General features: G+C 42.7%; 14 protein-coding genes. 6 read left to right on the top strand and 8 right to left on the bottom strand.

Annotated elements, in window-relative coordinates; genetic code table 11:
- Positions 1-10: 10 nt before the first annotated feature.
- Positions 11-655, bottom strand: a complete 645-nt coding sequence (locus tag L4C44_RS13545; RefSeq protein ID WP_285954413.1) for a hypothetical protein — start codon at positions 653-655, stop codon at positions 11-13.
- Between the two features lie 613 nt (positions 656-1268).
- Here L4C44_RS13545 and L4C44_RS13540 point away from each other — a divergent pair.
- On the top strand, positions 1269-3092 hold the full coding sequence (locus L4C44_RS13540; RefSeq protein ID WP_428805228.1) for a M4 family metallopeptidase: 1824 nt from the start codon (positions 1269-1271) through the stop codon (positions 3090-3092).
- A gap of 123 nt (positions 3093-3215) precedes the next feature.
- On the opposite strand, the gene L4C44_RS13535 is transcribed toward L4C44_RS13540, so the two are convergent.
- On the bottom strand, positions 3216-4115 hold the full coding sequence (locus L4C44_RS13535) for a LysR family transcriptional regulator (RefSeq protein ID WP_428805227.1): 900 nt from the start codon (positions 4113-4115) through the stop codon (positions 3216-3218).
- A gap of 311 nt (positions 4116-4426) precedes the next feature.
- Between L4C44_RS13535 and L4C44_RS13530 the strand changes: the two genes are divergently transcribed.
- Positions 4427-4969: a DUF3332 family protein gene (locus L4C44_RS13530; protein WP_428805226.1), complete on the top strand. Its 543-nt coding sequence runs from the start codon at positions 4427-4429 to the stop codon at positions 4967-4969.
- A gap of 196 nt (positions 4970-5165) precedes the next feature.
- Here L4C44_RS13530 and L4C44_RS13525 read toward each other — a convergent pair whose 3' ends face one another.
- Positions 5166-6635, bottom strand: coding sequence for an MltF family protein (locus tag L4C44_RS13525; protein WP_428805225.1), 1470 nt, complete (start codon positions 6633-6635; stop codon positions 5166-5168).
- Between the two features lie 598 nt (positions 6636-7233).
- On the opposite strand from L4C44_RS13525, the gene L4C44_RS13520 reads away from it, so the two are divergent.
- Positions 7234-8442: a DUF3103 domain-containing protein gene (locus L4C44_RS13520; RefSeq protein WP_428805224.1), complete on the top strand. Its 1209-nt coding sequence runs from the start codon at positions 7234-7236 to the stop codon at positions 8440-8442.
- Positions 8443-8536: 94 nt separating this feature from the next.
- On the opposite strand, the gene L4C44_RS13515 is transcribed toward L4C44_RS13520, so the two are convergent.
- Together L4C44_RS13515 and L4C44_RS13510 are read right to left on the bottom strand one after the other, a co-directional pair.
- Complete coding sequence (locus tag L4C44_RS13515; RefSeq protein ID WP_428805223.1) at positions 8537-8854, bottom strand: Dabb family protein; 318 nt, start codon at positions 8852-8854, stop codon at positions 8537-8539.
- A 205-nt stretch (positions 8855-9059) separates the two neighbouring features.
- Entirely contained in the window at positions 9060-9299 is a 240-nt protein-coding gene (locus L4C44_RS13510; RefSeq protein ID WP_146489914.1) for a VPA0252 family protein, read from the bottom strand.
- Between the two features lie 282 nt (positions 9300-9581).
- Here L4C44_RS13510 and L4C44_RS13505 point away from each other — a divergent pair, with 282 nt between their 5' ends.
- Positions 9582-10460 carry a LysR family transcriptional regulator gene (locus L4C44_RS13505; protein WP_327783744.1) on the top strand — a complete coding sequence of 293 codons (879 nt, stop codon included), beginning with the start codon at positions 9582-9584 and terminating at the stop codon, positions 10458-10460.
- A 97-nt stretch (positions 10461-10557) separates the two neighbouring features.
- Here L4C44_RS13505 and tnaA read toward each other — a convergent pair whose 3' ends face one another.
- From tnaA to L4C44_RS13490, 3 genes are all read right to left on the bottom strand, one after another.
- A complete protein-coding gene (gene tnaA, locus L4C44_RS13500; RefSeq protein WP_146489912.1) occupies positions 10558-12030 on the bottom strand; it encodes a tryptophanase in 1473 nt (490 codons plus the stop codon).
- Between the two features lie 752 nt (positions 12031-12782).
- Positions 12783-14456 (bottom strand): GTPase family protein, encoded by a 1674-nt coding sequence (locus tag L4C44_RS13495; protein ID WP_428805222.1) that lies wholly within the window; start codon positions 14454-14456, stop codon positions 12783-12785.
- Entirely contained in the window at positions 14443-15555 is a 1113-nt protein-coding gene (locus L4C44_RS13490; protein ID WP_428805221.1) for a YcjF family protein, read from the bottom strand. The genes L4C44_RS13495 and L4C44_RS13490 overlap by 14 nt, the downstream gene beginning before the upstream one ends.
- Positions 15556-15794: 239 nt before the next feature.
- Between L4C44_RS13490 and L4C44_RS13485 the strand changes: the two genes are divergently transcribed.
- Both L4C44_RS13485 and L4C44_RS13480 read left to right on the top strand, forming a co-directional pair.
- Positions 15795-16289, top strand: a complete 495-nt coding sequence (locus tag L4C44_RS13485) for a peptide-methionine (S)-S-oxide reductase (protein ID WP_428805220.1) — start codon at positions 15795-15797, stop codon at positions 16287-16289.
- A gap of 182 nt (positions 16290-16471) precedes the next feature.
- Entirely contained in the window at positions 16472-17080 is a 609-nt protein-coding gene (locus L4C44_RS13480) for a toxin-antitoxin system YwqK family antitoxin (protein ID WP_061018270.1), read from the top strand.
- Positions 17081-17165 lie beyond the last annotated feature (85 nt).

Below are 17165 nucleotides of genomic sequence, written 5' to 3'. Positions count from 1 at the left end.
AAAGCGCTTGTTATGAGTAAATTTCTCTTATTGCGTCAATTAACCCGTATACAATTAATGGGTTATCTACTCGTGCTTCTGGGTGGCAATATGCAATGACATACTTCTTTGGTGCTCTTTCATACCACCAAACTCCACGATTAGTCCTCTTCCATTCATATTTATTAAGCCCCGCAGTATCCTTAAATAAGTCACCTGTCCCGCCACATATGGTTATATCAGGATTATATAGAGAAAACTGTTGCTCAATAAAGTTTCGATCTTCATTAGCTACTTTATTAAGAGAAGCTTTATCTGTTGTGTGAGTACCTGGCGATTTTTTTAAGTTCATTGCGCATATTGATTTTAAAGAAGACTGTCTGTCTGCTTCATTAATCTCATCAAACTCTTGCCACGGTATATCACGATTTATATTTCTGATTCCGTTTATCCAGCGGACAACATTATTCCATGTTTGAGATCTCGCACCTTCAGCTAGAAACTCTCTTAAATCCCAACCACCTCCGTCGGAATCATTAACTTCTTTTAATACAATGCATATTTTTGTGTCGGAATTTAAGTAATCCTGTTCAGAAACTAAACCATCTGAAACAAAACCTTTTCTATTTCCTTTCCATTCATCAAAAAGGCTATTTTCTGCATTAGTTATCGACATGCTAATCCTTTACTCATAACAGCTATCAGCCAGAACAAGTCCGTATCTAAATACCAATTTTCTGGCTGGATTCTTATGTAACCTATTTTAAACGACCGACTCCCTTTATAACAATGACTTATCGCTCATGATTTGTGATTGAACAACAAAATGTAGAGTTTTTCTGTCTAACGAGATTAAGTGTTAGAAAAGTGAAAATCTGTGCTTAGTGCTATTGTTAAAACAAGTTTACTATTGACAATAAAGACAATATTCCCACTTCAAAAAACCGTTTATTTACTAATTTGTAGTTAAGGTAAAAACAGATAAATACCGAAATTAACTTCGAGAAATTCATTCTATAAATTAAAACAAAGCGGTTTTTAATAATTCCCGACCCTTCATATGTTTACGATAAATAATAAAATTAGATTTTATAAAAACAATTTGTTCAATAAGTGTTTTTGTAAACTTTGAATTACATACTCTAAAATTTAATCTCTAATAAAAACTTGTCATAAGCCGAAATGCTCTTCCAATCTTGATTCGTAACACATGGCATTAGTGTGTTGCATATAGACTTCCTATAAAGCCGTTGGGAAGAAGGAGTTTATATTAAAATCAGGAACGAAAAATGAACCAACAACGTCAACTAAGCTGGAAAATAGCAGCCATTCTAGGTACGTCTCTCGGCTTTACTGCACACGCTGCAGAAATGGTCAGAATCGATAATGATACACTGCTACAACAAAGCCTCGTCGCGCAGTCGAAGAGTGTTGCCCCACTAGAATTAGGTTTTTCTGAAGCGAAACGGGTGGTATTGCCCAATGGGAAAACGAAAGTCCGTTACCAACAAACTCACTTAGGTTTACCCGTCTTTGATACCTCCGTTGTCGCCACCCTTTCTAAGAACCAGCCCACTCAGGTATTTGGCTCAATGGCACAAGGCATCAGTGGAGACTTATCCAGCATCGCGCCAAAGCTGAATCAGGAACAAGCGATTGAAGCTGCGATATCCTCTCACCGCACGTTTACTGTCGGCAAAAAGTCGATTGAAAATAAAAACGCGAAACTGATGGTGAGATTGGATGAGAACCAAGTCGCCCAAGTGGTGTATCTGGTCGATTTCTTTATCGCATCCTCTATGCCAGAGCGCCCTTTCTACTTTATTGATGCCTCGACTGGCGATGTGCTCCAAAAATGGAATGGACTAAACCACGCTAAAGCATTAGGTACTGGCCCAGGTGGCAACCTTAAAACCACTCGATATGAATATGGCAGTGACTTCCCTAGCTTTCCCATCGACAAAATAGGCACGACGTGTAAGTTAGAAAACGATTCGGTTAAGACAGTCGATTTGAGGAACGGAACGTCTGGCAGCGCAGCCTACAGCTACAACTGTGCCGACGGAACCAACTACACCGATCATAAATACATTAACGGGGCTTACTCGCCTCTTAACGATGCTCACTACTTCGGTAATGTCGTGTTTGATATGTACAAAGAGTGGATGAACACCTCGCCGTTAACTTTCCAGCTGACGATGCGAGTTCATTACAGCACGGATTATGAAAATGCCTTCTGGAATGGTACATCCATGACTTTTGGAGATGGCAAAAATACCTTTTACCCACTGGTCGATATCAACGTGAGTGCTCACGAAGTCAGCCACGGGTTCACAGAGCAAAACTCGGGGCTTGTGTACCGAAATATGTCGGGCGGTATGAATGAAGCCTTCTCAGACATTGCGGGCGAAGCGGCTGAATATTACTTGCGTGGCAATGTAGATTGGATTGTCGGTAGCGACATATTCAAATCGGAAGGCGGTTTGCGTTACTTTGATCAACCATCAAAAGATGGCCGCTCAATTGATCATGCCTCTGAATACTACGATGGTTTGAACGTTCATTTATCTAGTGGTGTTTATAACCGCGCCTTTTACCTTTTAGCGAACAAATCGGGTTGGAATGTACGTAAGGGCTTTGAAATATTCACAGTCGCAAACCAACTGTATTGGACGGCAAACAGTACCTTTGATGCCGGTGCTTGTGGCGTAGCGAAAGCCGCAGCCGACATGGGCTATGTGGTTGCCGATGTTGAAGATGTATTTAACACCGTAGGCGTGAACGCAAGCTGTGGTGTCACACCTCCAACTGGCAATGTGCTAACGAAAGGCACACCGATTGCGAACCTAAGCGGGAATCAATCTTCGGAGAGCTTCTACACGTTCACTGTTGATTCTGCATCAAGCGTGACGGTTTCAATGTCTGGCGGTTCAGGCGATGCCGACCTTTACGTGAAATCGGACAGCAAACCAACTACATCGAGTTACGACTGTCGCCCTTATCGTGCAGGAAACAATGAGCAGTGCAGTGTGAGCGCGCAACCGGGCGTGACCTATCATGTGTTACTGCGCGGATACTCGAACTACTCTGGGCTAACATTGCGTTTAGATTGAGTTAGTACTTATCGCTGAAGGTAGCAACAAATAACAAAGCCTACTCACGTGAGTAGGCTTCATTGTTTATCAAGCGATGGATTGTTCTAGAGACTGAGGCGACCTATTAAGGCGCCAAATTGATCACGCAGACAGTTTTAAGATCTCACTGGTAAACAATTCTCTTAGCCATTGGTTTACGATGTCGTCGTTACGGTTGCTGTGCCAATACACGCTCAGTGACGGTTTGGTGTACTCGAACGGCAACTCTAACATCTTTATTTTTTCTTCATTGAAGTACGCTTTCGCCACGCTTTTGGGGAAGGTGGCGATCCAATCACTGTTGTAGATGGTTTCAGAGAAGTCAGCGATCGAATTCAGCTTTCTTGCTACTTTCCGCTCAGAAAAGATTGGGCTGTGAAACTCGGAGAGTTGGTTTACTCGGTAGTTATCATGCGTGAGCGCCACATGCTTTTCTGAAAGGTATTGCTCTAAGCTGACTCGCTCGTCGATGGTAGAGTGGTTTTGACTACACACAATACACAACTCATCGCTCCATACCTCTTGGCTTAATAAGGTTGGATGTGCGCTGGTTAAGTCGACAACAAGGTCGATCTTTTTCTCACGAATGTCGGTCGCCATGTCTTCTTTGATGTTCACGATTTCAATCACGCAGTCTGGTGCTTCTTTCTGAATCCTATCCAGAACTTGCGGCAGCGTCACACTGCTTGAAATGCTCATAGCGGCAATTCGAAACGTGTAACTGCACTCTTTGGGTTCAAAGTCGCGTGTTTCAGGCAACGAATGAGAGACAAGTTTGTGCGCTTGCTTGAAGATTGGGTACAAGTCGTTAGCAACCGGAGTCGGTTCAAGCGTGTACGATTTTCTAACGAAGAGCAGATCGCGATACTCGTCTCGAAGCTGCTTCAAGTGAGCACTGAGGCTGGGTTGTGAGATGTGGAGCCGCTCTGCTGCGTACGTTAAGTTTCCTTCTTCATATATCGCAATAAAGTAATAGATGAGGTTGAGGTTAAATCGTTTCATTCGAGCTCTTCAGGCAGTCATGTATTTAAATAAGCGATATAAATAATATCGTTTAAATGACTGTGAATTATCGCTTTCCATTCCCATATTTTAGTTATGGTTATGACAGAACATTGTTAAAACGGCAAATAAAAATTAAGCAGACTAGTACGGTAGTATTTAAGGAGCAAGAACCAAAGAATATGTAACAGATTGGTTTTTATAAAGATATAGGTTTTCCTGATATCTAGTATAGGCGTGACGTTATATTAGAAGACGCTTGAGTTTGACATAATTCCCGGTTCCTAAATATACACATGTAGAAACAGAGAATGATGAACCGATTTGCAAAACCGATAATAATCTCAATGAGCCTTGTGACCTTATTTGGTTGTGTGGGCAGCAATGCCGTAACCGGAAAACTAATGGAATTTAACGTGAAAGCCGTTGATAACCGTTACGCTCGTGGTGGCCTAAACATGTTACTTGCCCCTGCTTACGGTATTACCGTTGCCGCCGATTACATCGTATTTAACTCGCTGGAATTTTGGACGGGTAAGAACCCAATCAACAAGAAACCACACATCTTTGATAGCAAAGTTGATACCTACATTGATGTTAATGACCAATTGGATGACAGCCTAACTGAAGCGCCGATCGACCCGCTGGCAAAGCATGTGATTGACCACAGCGAAATGAAAGTACTTAACCAAGACGAAATCGCAATTGAACTAACCTACAACGACGGTACTCGCGCGACTCTAACGGGTCAACGTTTCGGCGATGAAGTCCATTACTCTATTGATAGCCAAGTGATTGCAAAAACAAGCTTGGAAGAGATGCAGATGTACGTCGCATCAGCTGAGCAGTCTTAAGCAACTAAGTAAGTAAGCAAGTAAGCAAGTAAGCAAGTAAGCAAGTAAGCAACATAGCATTAACTGATACCCCCCAATCAATTCAGTTAGTCAGTACCAATAAAAAGAGAGGTTAGCCTAGTCGCTAACCTCTCTTTTTTGTTTATAGTTTTTGCTTTATGGCTTATTGTTTATTGTTTATAGCGAATAACCGCCACTAATAAGCGAAATAAGGAGAGAAACGTTTGATGTTGAGCTGACGAGTCATGTTACTCAGTTGCTCTTCTCGGGTGTCTTGAAATTCATCCAATCTCTGGTAAATAGTGAAGTATCGATTGATGTTGGCGACGTATTTTACAGGCTCTTGGCTAATATTTTTTCTTGCGACCACTTCAACATGATTAAACCATTTATTTGGGTTGTAGCCTTGCTTGGCAGCAAGCACGCGCATTCTTCTTATCTTAGCTGGCCCGGCATTATAAGCGGCTAAGCTAAAATGAATCTTGTCGGTATCCGAGATTTCAGGCAAATCGAAATATCGGTCATAGATAAAACGCAGATACTTGCTGCCCGCATGAATATTGCTTTCTAAGTCGTACACATTATCAATATCGACATACCAATCTTTGGCGGTTTTAGGCATCACTTGCATAATACCAACCGCACCACGATGCGATATTTTTGAGTGATCCAAACCGGACTCTTGAAAAGCCATGGCTAACAAAATGAACCAATCGATCTCGAACTTTTCCCCATAAACCATGAACAGCTTTTCTAGCTTATCCCGCTCTTTGTTTTGTATCGGGTTAGAGGCTCTATTCATCCATGATGTGCTTTCGAGATAACGATTGTCGATGACATTACCCAGCAATGTACCCTGCTTTGAATCTTGCAAATATTGGTCGATTTTGGCTTTCAATTGCGGGCTATTTTTGCGAATCGCCCAAGCAATATCAGCATTGTGTCTAAAGGCAAGATTACGATGGATTCTGATGTCTTGCTCTAAGTTTCCCCATAGTTCAAGCTTGTGGCTATCCACAATGGTTGCGGTAATTTGTCCACGTTTAATCAAATCTAGCAATTCGAGATCTTGGAGGTTGTCACTTAACAAATGGATATAGATGGGTGCTAAACCTTTCTTCTTTAACTGTTTATTCACGGCATGAACACTGCTGACGTAACTGGAATTCTGCTTTAACCAGACCTCTTTACCCTGTAACTGGGTGATGTCATTAATCAAAGGGGTAGAACGGCTTGTCACTAACAATTCATCAATGTCGCTACGAATGGGAATGCTGAAATCGACTAAGTGCTCACGCTGTTTGGTCACTGTTAAATTTGCGACTGCAATATCACCTTTCCCCTGATTCAAAGCATTGAGTAACTCGCTCCGCTCAACCGGAATCACCTTAACGCGCAGTAAAGGGTCACGCAGCTTTAGCTCTTGATCAAAGTAATAAATCTGCTCAGCAAGAATCCCTTTCGGCTTACCATTTTCAATATGATAGAACCCCATATCACCAGAAACTAAAACACGCACAACGCCTTTTTCACGCAACGCAGAGAAATCACCCACATAGGATTCGAGTGCGTTGTCGGGTATTTCAAAACCAAGAGTTGATTTGGAAATAAGAGAAAGAAAAACCAACATCTTCGATAAACGTGAAGCGCGCTTAAAATTCGTCATATTCAGTATTCCTAATGCGTTTAAGCCAAAACCCTCAATAGTTCTAGGTATTGCGTGGGAGCTATCGGGCTAGAAGCGATTCAACGTAAAGGAACATTTCTTAACGTTGTACGATTGCAATGTACGTTGATGCGAAAAGTGTGTTTGATGTCCAGAGCAATTTGGTGAGCGTTATGGATCGTTTAGGCGTTGCTTTGATTCGTTACTTTTTATCAAGGGAGGCGAATTATACCGAAAACCATCAAGTTCGAAATAACGCAGTGGCTATAGTAGATATAGGGTGTTCCTATAGATCTCATTCCCCTCTAAAAGCTCCATCAGAAGTCACTCTTCACGATCCCGAATCCCCCCCTAAATAGGCCATACACCACTAGGCTAGTTAATGATTTAATCAGTAAGCTATTGATTGGTTTATAAATTCGCATATATCAAGCCAACATCAGCTTGATATTTTATAAATTATTTAAATTGAGATCCTGTGCTGCACAACGAAATAAAAATAAGCTGTCTAACTTTTAAACACATTCACCTTACTGATAGGTTAATCCTTATAGGGCAAATGCTCTATTAATGATAAAAATTAAAATAAGGATTATTTATGAGACCATCTTTCTCTATCAGTATGGTGCTTGCAACAACAGTGGTTGGCTTCCAGTCCTATGCAAACAATATCGACACAACAAGCTCACTCTCTCTTTCGGAGAACGCCTCAGCACAAAAGCAGTCTTTGGCGTTGCAAATCAGTGCCCGCTACTCCGATCTTGAGCTTTCTTTAAAAGACCAAATAACAGAAAAGCAACTGTATACACCGATAGACAAGCTTAACTCAGCTAAGCCCTACTCCGCATTTTCAAGCAAGATGCAAAAAGCCGATCTTAGCTACCGCAAGATGAAAGGGGTCAACGACTTCAGTGACTCTTTGCTAGAGATTCGCATGGCTGATGAAGCGATGATTGAAGCTTGGAAGAATGGTGAAAGCCCGCTGTTTGCCTTCGAACCCTCTGGTGACGATTCAAATTGGCAATACATCGAAGCGTACGATGTGTATGGACAAGTTCATGAATTAGACGTGTACCAAATGCCCGACGTTCCTGTGTTTGTTATTGATAGTAACGGCGCAGAAGAACTCAAAGCAGGCCTAATGGCGATGCAGACCGAGATGAACAAGCTGGGTACTGCAACTCAAATCAATGCCAACAGTGATAAAAGCAACGTCCACAAGTCTCAAAAACAGCCTTTAATGAACAAAGTTCGTCGCTCTATTTCAGAATCTGAACCTGAAGAACTGAACACCACCCAATTATCGAAGATTCGTTTGGCCATTGATAGAGAACCGTGGATCTCTGGCAAAGCTGAAATCTACGCTATTGTCACTGGAGTTAATGCAACCCGTATAGAACCACAGATCGACTTGGTTGAGATGCCTTATCTGGACTACGACAAACAGACATACTACCCAAATCAAACGGTAATCTTCTGGCCTCGCTACCGTTGGGGCGCAGCAGATATGATTTTGATGGAGCACGATGACGGCACCGATTATAAAGCGTTAGCCAAACTGCTCGTTGAAGCCGCAGAAGAGATATTGAAGATGATTCCAGATCCTGAAGTTCAGGGTTATGCGATCATTCCTCAAATCACAAGTAAGATCATTGATGTGATTCCTGAAGGCGTATTAGTGAATGATGATGACTTCGTGGACGTGTATTACACCTTAATGCAAAACACGCCTTATGTTGATCGCCCGGGTGCTGGCGGTAATGCGGTTGCTTCGTTTACCCCTGTTACGATTTCACCGACAGAGTAAATCGTTCTTTATTGGTTAGGGCTTAGTCACACAAGCCCTAACTCTTCATTATCAAAGGTGACTCAAGATAGATAGCGACGTACTGAGAACCTGATTACAGGGAGTAATCAAACACGATAATGTTATCTAACAAAGGACGAAACATATCTTTCAGCGCATCATGCTCTGGGTGTGGAAGGTAGTTCTGACGGCCGTCTTCGTCAGCGAACGTCATTAGCACCGAATGGGTATAACCTTGGTTCTTGTTTTCAGGGCTGTCATTTCGCCCCCACTCGACTGAAGTCACGCCTTCAACCTTACTTGGCATCGCTTCAAACAGTCCTTTCAGCTTCTCAATTTCAGAAGCATCTGCATCTTCTTTAAACTTAATCAGTAAAATATGACGAATCATTCCCGTTTCTTTTCGATTCATTCCTAGTCCTTTTCGAGTCTTCGTTTGCTTGTGTGTCATTCTGAGCACACACCTAGCCATTAATAGAAAGACAAAATGCCACACGTTACACACCCTGCCAAGGCTAGATGACTGAATTTTATAAAAGATCCTCAAACCCAAAACGAAAAACGCTGCACCCGAGGGCACAGCATTTTTCATGACAATGGTAAGCACTGATTAAACGTTAGTCACGACGACCTGTTAACTGAATAGCTTGCTCTTGTGGCGTATTCGTTTCGAATTTCAAACCGCCAGTCGACGCTTCGTTTCTTCCTTCAAGAGTAAGATCAGACTCAACACGCTCTACGTTTACCTGATTGCCTTGGCTCATTGTCATATCGATAGTTCCTGTATAGGTTCCATCAGCAGCAAAAGCAGTATTCATTGAAATAGCCATTAAGCCTAGTGCGATTAGTTTTTTCATACATCACCTCTTATCATTTTAATACTTTGAGTACTGAGGAATTGCTTCAGTACTGTTATTCGTTCATTGCGTTTCGCTTTGTTGAGGTAACTTTAACAACCGAACACAAGGCATTCGAGGAAAAGCAAGATTTACAAAATGGAAAATCAAGGGATTAGCGAATTTCTGACGCGGTGCTGTCTTATAAGGTTTTCATTGGCACTATGATATTAGAGTCACATAATTTCTGTGCGCCTGCAGCACAGAGATTACTGCCCATAAAAGGATTCATTTGGAGAACCTGTGGACATCAATCTAGACATTCAAAATATCCTCGTCATCAAACGTATGTATGAACTTCGCAATGTTGGATTGGTTGCGGAGTCGCTCGGGAAGACATCAGGGGCGATCAGTAAGAACCTGTCGAAGTTAAAGTTACAACTCGACGACCCACTGTTCATTCAAACCAAACACGGCTTTGAGCCAACGACTTTTGTTGAAAACAATATCGACAATTTTGAACAGATACTGAGCAGTGTCGAAGCCATCAAACACCAAGTTTTCTTACCTGAATCTTATCAGGGCGATATCAAGATTTACGCCAATACCCTGTTTTGGGAACGCTACGGATCTAAGCTCTACCTTGCTCTCAGTAAAGAAGCGCCACATGCCCATTTCTCGTTAGTGAGATGGGGTACCAATGTTAAAAACAGAATCATCGATGGTGAAGAAGCGATAGCCGTTCACTATTTTGACGAAAGCCTGCCACAATCCATCTCACAGAAAGAACTTGGCAAAGGAAAAGTCGTGTTCTTCGTTCGAGAAGAGCATGAAGCGCAAACCTTTGAGTCTTTGGTCAACTATCCCATCATTCTTTTTAAAACCCCTGGGTGGAATGACAATAGATACCCAATTATCGATCGCCTCAAAAACGTCGGTTTCGATGTTACTCCGAAAGTCGAAGTCGACCACCCTGCAATGATCCACGATATTGTGTTGAAGTCAGACTATTTTGGTATCACCTTAGATGGCAGTGTGCCTGAAGGCTGTCGCAGTATTGATTTACCAGAAAAACTCATCATCGATGTTCGCTATGTAATGAGTTGTCGCCGTTCGCAAAAAGACGCACCGCTAAATCAATGGCTTTTCACTATTTTAAAGTCTGTTCTAAGTAGTAAGTAAACGTAGCTTCTTTCCAATACGTTTCTAATGCGTTTAATGAAAAAAAAGGCTCCAACAGGAGCCTTTGCGATTGTGACTATTCGCTTATGTTTTTATTTTAAAATGCTTCTTCGAGCGTTTGTTCATTCTTTTTTCCTGCTTGTTTCTCGCTTATTTCTACCTCTTTCAAGCGCGCCGTAAAGTGTCTTAACACTGGCGGTTCATAGGTAAAGTCGAGCCCTTTCACTTTGCTTGCGTTCTCTTTCACTTTCTCAAACGCTTCAATAATAAAATCCATGTGTGTTTGTGTGTAAGTCGCGCGTGGAATAGTTAAGCGTAATAACTCAGCAGGACATGGATGCTGCTCGCCCGTTGCTGGGTCGCGACCTTGCAGTAAGGACCCGATTTCAACCGCTCTGATACCTGCCACTTTATACAATTCACACGCCAAAGCATGTGCTGGGAACTGACCTGCTGGAATATGAGGAAGCAATTTACCCGCATCGACAAACGCAGCATGACCGCCCGCTTGCTGACACACGATACCCATCGCTTCTAAGCCATCAACAAGGTATTGAACCTGACCAATGCGATACTCCAACCAATCTTGACGCATGCCGTCATAAAGACCAACCGCAAGGCGCTCCATCGCACCACCCTCTAAGCCACCATAGGTTGGGAAACCTTCCTGCACGACACACAAGGTTCGACACTCTGTATACACATCCATGAAAGAGTCGTCTTTAAAGCATAACAAGCCGCCCATTTGTACCATCGCATCTTTCTTGGCAGACATGGCTAAACCATCCGCGTATTTGTATGACTCACGCGTGATTTGTTCGATAGTCCAATCTTGATAACCGGCTTCACGCTGCTGGATGAAGTAGGCATTTTCAGCGTAGCGAGCAGAGTCCATGATCACTGGAATATCGTACTTCTGAGCGATTTCGTATACGGCTTTGAGGTTAGCGATCGAAACAGGTTGTCCACCAGCCGAGTTACAAGTAATAGTGCTCACGATGTAAGGAACGTTGGCCGCGCCCGCTTCTAAGATAGCTTCTTCCAATTTGACGATATCGAAGTTGCCTTTGAAGTCGGCATTCACTGAGGTGTCGAACGCTTCTTTGGTATAAACGTTCTTCGCCACGCAGCAATTTACTTGAGTGTGGCCTTGCGTGGTATCAAAGAAGTAGTTCGACAAGGCGACCATTTTACTACGATCCAACCCCTTCTCCATTTCACGCTTCTTGATCAGAACCGGAATGTAAATCTGCTCTGCGCCACGCCCTTGGTGAGTAGGAATAGTCAGCTCATAGCCGAAGATATCTTTCACCGCATTCGACAGTGCATAGTAACTGCGACTGCCGCTGTAGGCTTCATCACCCATCAACATCGCTGCTTGCATACGTTGTGTGATTGAACCCGTACCGCTGTCGGTCAGCAAATCGATGAACACATCATCACTGTCGAGTAGAAACGGGTTCATGCCCGCTTCGACAATGGCTTGTTCACGATAGGCGCGAGTTGTTCTTTTTACTGGCTCTACGACGCGAATACGAAACGGTTCTGGTAGATGTTTGAAATTTTCCATAATAGTACCTTTCAAAAATTCAGCCTAAGGCGAAAAAGCCAAATTCATTATTTTTAGATGTCACGAGTCATCACCATTAATTTCATTTCACGCACGATCACACTCGTGATAATTACGATAAAAATTAATAGTTAGAAATAAATTATTTAATCAATGACGTATTGATTAGACTCCAATTAATAATATCTAAGAGACAAGATATCCATGCATAATAACAAATACTAAACGCATGAGTTACGAGATGTCTTAAAGACGAAATTAATAGGATTGGGCAAAGCTCATGGGCTCTGCTGGCGCGTGACGCCTAGAGGGTACTACTCTGAAGAAAGGTGGAACGAGAGCTGATGATCTAAAGTATACCAAGCTAACAAGGTTAGCCATGTTGTTGATTGCCATTTCAGATACATGTTCACAATATATCCCTACGTTGAAATCAAGGTGATCCGAAATTTAAATATAGTGCAATTGTTTTATAAATACAGCGAAAGGAAGTATAAATGTGATCAATATTTAGAATGAAAATTAAATACGATAGCGTGTTATATAAACTGTGAATATCGTCAGTTTATATACTATTAAACTAGTTCACGGAATTAACTAGTGCCGACAAATAACTGTAGTGATACGGAGTTGCGGTAATAGAGGATTAATTATAACTAATGGTAAATAAAACAAGCTCTGATAATCACTGAGTTTCGTTAACTTCTTCTTCAGCTTCATCAGAGCTTGGTTACCAGTTCTGTTAGATCGGGTTACTTCTTCTTAACCACTTGTTTAATCGCCATTTCAGCTAACTTCGGTGTTGCGGCTTTCAATGCACTTGGTGCCACCTTCTTACCGGCTTTTACCGCCTTGTTCAGCTGTCCTTTAACCGACGTCCCTCTTTTCATTGCTTCAAAACGTTGGCGATTTCTCTGCACGTTATTTGCGTCTGCGATGTGTTCTATCAGCATCTGTTTCAAAGAATCTAAACCAAACTGCGCCTTTTCAGGAGCAATCGCCAATGGTAATGCAATATCGGTTTGCAGCAGTGTTTGATTGTATTCGAGCGCTTGAGCAATGATCTTCGCTTTGGCCGATGTTGGGCTCTCTAAGTCATACGGCGGTTGCCAATCGTCTACAGGCTTTAATCGGTCTACCTGATTAACAACCGAGACAACTATCGGCTTCTTACGTGAGATGTTCTTAGAATCGTCATAGAAAGCATCAAACTTATCTTTCAACTGCTTATCTAAATCACGTGCAGATTGATTAGCTTTAAGTACCCATAACACCACATCGGCTTGAGTCATTTCTTTAAGCATCAAGGCTTCGGTTTTGGCGTTGCCATCAAGCCCTTGAAGATCAACCACCCGAACGTCATTGTCATCGACAAACGCGTTGTAAACGGTTGAAGTATCGGTTGATGGCAGAACATCGACCTCGGCAACCAACTCTTGCTTAAGGGCGTTAATCAGTGAGGATTTGCCCGAACTTGTTTGCCCCACCAACACAATTCGTACAGGCTCTAATTCAGGAGCAAAACGCTTTTCGTCGGCTTCTGACACATCAGACGCTCGCAGAGATTCATCTTCAATGCTGAATCGCCCGCTATAGAGATCAATTGCTACAGCGGCTACTTCATCGAGTAAGGCTTGTTTGGCAGCGTATTGCATGTCATCTACCACACCTTTGGTCATGGTAGATGTCGCTTGCTCTCGACCTAAATCAGAAATCACCTTAAGTGGATTCAAATATAGGTTTTTAAGGTGGTTACCCCAGATAGCCGCTTTGAAGATCTTCTGCCCTAGCTCACCGTATTTGTCGTAGGCTTCGTAGCCCGCTTTGATGTAAGAAACCTTGAGATACTCAATGCCCGGAATGTGTTCTTTCACCACTAATTTGTAACGGCGGCTGACCTCTTCGAAGAGTTTTAGGCCTTCAGGAATCGAAAAATCGAGTGATTTTTTATCAAACTTTTTGGCGACAAACTCAAGCACCTCTAAACCGGTTTGGTCGAGGTTCCCCCACTCTATCTCGCCACTTAATTGCTGACGCACGTAGTGTTTCGAGTCGTTCCAAATCAACAACTCAGCTTGGGACCATTCATCGGATGCTTTGACCATCGCATCATTGACTGACGCATCATTGATGTCAGCACTCTTAGGCGATGATTCAGTATCACTATCGCTTGCTGAGTTAGCAGACGCATTGCTATAAGTTGGTTGGCGAGAAGAACGACTAGAAATGTATAAAGGAATGGTGAACACCAAGGTACTTACCGCTATAGCAATCGACATTTCCAACAAATAACCGTATTTGACCGCCAAAAACAGACCAAAGCCCATCATAATGAGGCTTGGGAAGATCGCCGAAATCAGCGCAATGCCCCAACGCCCGCTCGATAAAACGGCCAGTAATCGAAATAGGTTTCTAATTTTCTTCATAGCCCGACGCCGCCTTACCTTTTTTCAGGGATTCTTTGTAGATCTTTTGCATCTCTTGTTCAGACACTTCTTCGCCTTTGTTCTTATGATAGAAGTAAAAACAAGCCGCTCGACCTAAACCATAGCTGGTGCCGAAACTCATGGCCGCAGCTGCAACCGCGCCGACCGTTTGACCATAAACCGGAATCAACTTTATCAGCTGTCGAGTTCCGAGCTTCATGCCATATTGCACTGCAAAGCTGCTTCCCAAAGTGCCTATTAGCTCACTGAAGACTCTCTTGTTCCACTCAACCCCATATTGATTGGCTAAGCTATGAAGCATTTTCGCTTGAATCGCAGGCACCGACACCAAGCCAACACCCGGAATCAGGTCACTCGCCGCGGCACTTCCTGCATACCAAAGCACTTCGTTTTCTACTTGGTCAAAGTTGGCCTCTTCTTGAGTAGAATGTTCTTTGTCGACCACCATCATGCCAATAACAGGAAGCATATTAGTCAGCTGTTCAATCAAGGCTTCATAATTGTAGATTGAGCCTCCATTGTTGCTCACGTCATCCGTTTCGAAATCCACCGCGACGGATTCAAAGCTCTTACCCCAAATTTTTTCTACTTGGTTGATGTTGAACTGAATCTGCCTCGCACGGTCTGTTTCATTGGAAGACAGCACCGCAGTATGAACAAGCAACAAGTGTTTGATCTTCTTCCGTTTCTTAATCTGTTTTAGAGCCGCAAGCACAGCGGATTGTTCAGGTTCGTCGGCTTTCATCACAACGACTAACGCATTACCTGCCTGACCAATCTCTTCCAGATCTTCTTTCGCATCGTAATTCGCTTCACTTAGGCCTCTGGTATCGAGAAAGCGCATCACCGGTTTGTCTTGTGGGAATTCATAAGACATTGCCGTCATGGTGCACGGAGCAAAACCATTTCCAACTTCAACCGAAGAGTCACCCGTGACCGCCTGAATAAACGATGACTTACCCGCCCCCGTCTTGCCTAACAGCCACAATGTAGGAAGATGCTTGCGCTGATATTCATGGGCCTGAGTAAGGTCTGGGTTCTTACTCGGATTGATGAAGTCTTTTATTTGATCAAACATGTTTAGAGTAACGCTCACTTGATGTTGAGATTCGGGTTGATGACAAAGCAATACTGACTTATATAATCACAAATCATATTAAACTTATGTTTGTTCAGTCGCACAGGTTTACAATGCCTAAACACTTGTTTTATTTACGCGCTCCTTTTTTATAGACGATTTTTTATACGTGCGGGTATCATCGTATTGATTCATGTACCTAACGAACATCAACAAACACAGAGAGCTCAAAGAGAAGTATGGAACAAATTTATTTAGCTGGTGGCTGCTTGTGGGGCGTACAAGAATTTATTAAGTACGTTCCTGGCGTTATCAGCACAGAAGCAGGCCGTGCTAATGGAAACGCCCAGTTAGCAGAAAACTGGACGGTACAAAGCGATTACGATGGCTACGCAGAGTGCGTACAAATTGAATTTGATCCAAGCATCGCGTCAGTAACGATTCTGATAGAACACTTGTTTGAGATTATTGACCCTTACAGCGTCAATAAACAAGGTGTCGATGTGGGAGAGAAATACCGCACAGGCGTATACAGCACTGATGCGAAACACTTAACAGAAGCTAAACACTATATTGCTTCAAGAGATGACGCCGACTGTATCGCTGTTGAGGTGTTGCCATTGACCAACTATGTTGCCAGCGACGACATCCACCAGCATCACCTAAGCCACTTCCCTGAAGATCACCACTTATGCCATATCCCTTGGGATCTGCTGCATAAGTACAAACCTTAGGTTCAAGTACTTATCGATGGCTCGATTTCACCATTAAATCAAAAATCAAATAAAGTTCCCCAATACGACACACCAATAATGAAAACTTGAAAACCAGTAATAAGTACTGACAGCCGTTCGGGAAAATGGAATGCTTTTAACACACCGATTACATTTTCCCCGTCCATTAAAAAGGTGTCATTATGAAGAAATACGTTCCAATCTTAATTGCTCTTAGTACGGTATCTTCTATGAGCTATGCGGCCACCAGCGAAGATGCTGTTGACTACTTACAGATGCGCAAAGGCGTGGCTTACCAAGTAAACCACTCAAAACCCTTTACCGGTCAATTTGAAGAGAAGTTCGATAATGGCCAAATCGCGACCCAGGCTCAGTTTGCCGATGGCCTAGAACTTGGCTTAGAAACCAACTGGTATCCAAATGGTCAAGTCGCTTCTAAAGTGAACTACGTCAAAGGTGAACTGCAAGGTAAAGCCGAAACCTGGTACCCCAATGGGCAGAAAAAAGCAGAGCTCAATTATAAAGACAATGAACTGTCGGGTGTTGCTTCTCGATGGTATCCAAATGGCGAACAAAGCCTAACGGCAGAATACAGTGACGGACAAAAAGATGGGCTGGTAACGGATTACTATCCAAATGGCAACAAAGCTAGCCAAGCGAAATTTGACGAAGGCGAAGTGGCAAACGGGAAACTCACTCGCTGGAATACTAACGGTGACAAGGTTGAAGAACTGACCTTCAAAGACCACAAAGTCATATCTAAACAAGTGTGGATGCCTACCCAAAGCTAGTTCTGTACATGCTAACTTTATATAACCAACCCTATATTAAATAGTTCATAGAGCTCATCTATATAGGGTTAATCATTATCAAAAC

Origin of the sequence: Vibrio satsumensis, assembly GCF_050337435.1 — a bacterium.
Classification (GTDB): domain Bacteria; phylum Pseudomonadota; class Gammaproteobacteria; order Enterobacterales; family Vibrionaceae; genus Vibrio; species Vibrio satsumensis.
The sequence above is the reverse complement of the archived record's forward strand: the minus strand, read 5'-3'. Positions and strand labels throughout refer to the sequence as shown.